Consider the following 2,221-nt stretch of genomic DNA (forward strand, 5'->3'; position numbering starts at 1 on the left):
GCGGACCAAATAGTCTCACTTTTCACGTAGCGCAACGTTTTAGCGGGGGTTTTGAAGGGGGCTCAGCAGTGGCTTGAATTTTTCACAACCTCTCACTGTAGCTCAATTTAATGACACAGTAAGATTAGGTACAGCGCCCTATTAGATTAGGCTCTAGTGTTCTTTATTCATCTCCGACAGGAGGTCTAACTGGATTTCCTGTATTTGAGCCAGTCGACTCCATTGATGCGATAGAAGGTGGTCGACTTTTTCGTGCAGGTGACGAATTTCGAGTTCTGCCTTCAGGTTTACTTGATAGTCGTGCTGGGAGCGTAGCCGGTCTTTGGCCTCTTGCCGGTTCTGACTCATCATGATGATGGGGGCTTGGATGGATGCCAGGCAAGAGAGGACAAGGTTCAAAAGGATAAATGGGTAAGGATCTATCGGGTGGATGAGTAAAATAACCGAGTTGATAATGATCCAGATTGAGAGAAAAATAGCAAACGATATAAGAAATGACCAGCTTCCACCAAAGGTCGCGATTCGGTCGGCCAGCCTTTCCCCAAGCGACCAGGATTGGTCGAATTCCTCATCTACGTTCTTTGTGAGAAGTTCATGGTTTTGCATGCTGTGTAAAACTTCCTGCTCAAGCGTTGTGAGTTCGCCTTTTTCTGATTTGAGCAGTGTGTGCACATAGTTGGCGCGGTACTTCGCCAAGTCTGTGTAGCAAATAAAATAATTCGATGGTAAATCGGAGTGATCTCGGGAAATTTCTGACGCGATTACATCGCGTATCGATCCACTTGGAATGAGGCTTCGCATGGGGAAGCTTTTTCCGCAGACGGAGCATGTGTGGAAGCCATTTTTTTCCATAATTGGCAAGGTAGTCGATGAGTTAGTCTGAGTGACGAGAGGGTGGACAACGCTTGCCTGTCTGCCCATCGCTGACGGGCAGGGTAGCTTTGTGATTGTACCTCTTGGTCGGTAACGGCTGCGAGATCCTCACCCTCTTCGCTCCAAGTCGCTGACGCCGAACCGGCCGGCCTCACAAGCAGATATCCGGCAGGACGTTGAGCTGATGTCATTTCCTCCTGGGAGCCGGTCGCTGGCGATGCCGTTCTTGGCCGGAGAGTGCCGATTATGGCCTTGCGTAGCAAGGTCGTATGGCGTTCCGTGAGCCCGCCCGAAGGGAGTCCGGATGATCGATAATAAGTCGAATGGACAACGCTTTTCTTGTCCATCATTACTATGGCGTCGCTCCTCTCAAACAACACTTCCAAGGACTGGCCCCGTGTATTCCTCCCCCTCCAAACTCCTGTTCCTCCCCGGCGCCTCCGGCAGCACGCGATTCTGGAGGCCGGCCGGCGAACTGCTCGCTCATCCTGCGCAACAGGTCTATGTCGGCTGGCCCGGCTTGGGTTCAACACCGGCCGATCCGGGCGTGACCAGCTTTGCCGATCTGGTAGCGCGCGTCATGGCCGAGATCGACCAGCCCACGGCGTTGGTGGCGCAGTCGATGGGCGGGGTTGTGGCCATGCTGGTGGCGCTTGAGCGGCCCGAGCTGGTTACCCATCTGGTGCTGGCCGCGACTTCGGGCGGAATGGATATGGAGAGCTTGGGCGCGCAGGACTGGCGCCCCTTGTTCGCCGAGGCAAACTTGGTCGTGCCGCAGTGGTTCATCGACTATCGCGAAGACTTGACGCCTCGGCTGGCAGAGCTGCGGATGCCGACGTTGTTGCTGTGGGGCGATGACGACCCGATCAGTCCCGTCAGGGTCGGCCAGCGTCTCGCTGAGCTGCTGCCTCGCGCCGAACTGCACGTCTTCCCCGGCGGCGACCACCGCCTGGCCAAAATCCTCGCCACCGAGGTGGCGTCGCTGATCGACAGGCATCTGGCCAAGGGCTGAAGAACAACGGTGGCCCCGGGCGCTATGATCGGAGTTTATGACACGCCCTCACTCCGATTCGCCAGCCATGCCCGCCCGGCGTTTGCATCCGTGGGCATGAACGACTGCTGGAAACGCCCGGTGCCGGCCTGCGCATCCTGCGTCTGAAAAGCACCTGTCTGAGCGGCTGGAAAGCCTCGCTAGAGCGTTTTCGACGAAGATCAGCTTGCGCCAGTCGAAACCGGGTTGTTCCTCGAACCACTCCTGCCGGGCTGCCTGGACGTCCGGCCGTTGCTGCTCGGCCGCATGCGCGGTCTTTTTTAGGCTATGTCTGAGTTAGCTGTTGCATGGCTGCTC

General features: G+C 56.3%; 2 protein-coding genes and 1 pseudogene. 1 reads left to right on the forward strand and 2 read right to left on the reverse strand.

Going from position 1 to position 2,221, the window contains the following annotated elements; translation table 11 throughout:
- Positions 1 to 153 precede the first annotated feature (153 nt).
- Entirely contained in the window at positions 154 to 801 is a 648-nt protein-coding gene (locus BMY22_RS23190) for a DUF1003 domain-containing protein (RefSeq protein ID WP_244158985.1), read from the reverse strand.
- A gap of 469 nt (positions 802 to 1,270) precedes the next feature.
- On the opposite strand from BMY22_RS23190, the gene BMY22_RS23195 reads away from it, so the two are divergent.
- Positions 1,271 to 1,885, forward strand: coding sequence for an alpha/beta fold hydrolase (locus BMY22_RS23195; protein WP_090625674.1), 615 nt, complete (start codon positions 1,271 to 1,273; stop codon positions 1,883 to 1,885).
- A 189-nt stretch (positions 1,886 to 2,074) separates the two neighbouring features.
- Here BMY22_RS23195 and BMY22_RS25160 read toward each other — a convergent pair.
- A pseudogene (locus tag BMY22_RS25160) lies at positions 2,075 to 2,185 on the reverse strand (IS630 family transposase); the annotation flags it as partial.
- Positions 2,186 to 2,221 lie beyond the last annotated feature (36 nt).

The organism is Azotobacter beijerinckii, assembly GCF_900110885.1.
Classification (GTDB): domain Bacteria; phylum Pseudomonadota; class Gammaproteobacteria; order Pseudomonadales; family Pseudomonadaceae; genus Azotobacter; species Azotobacter beijerinckii.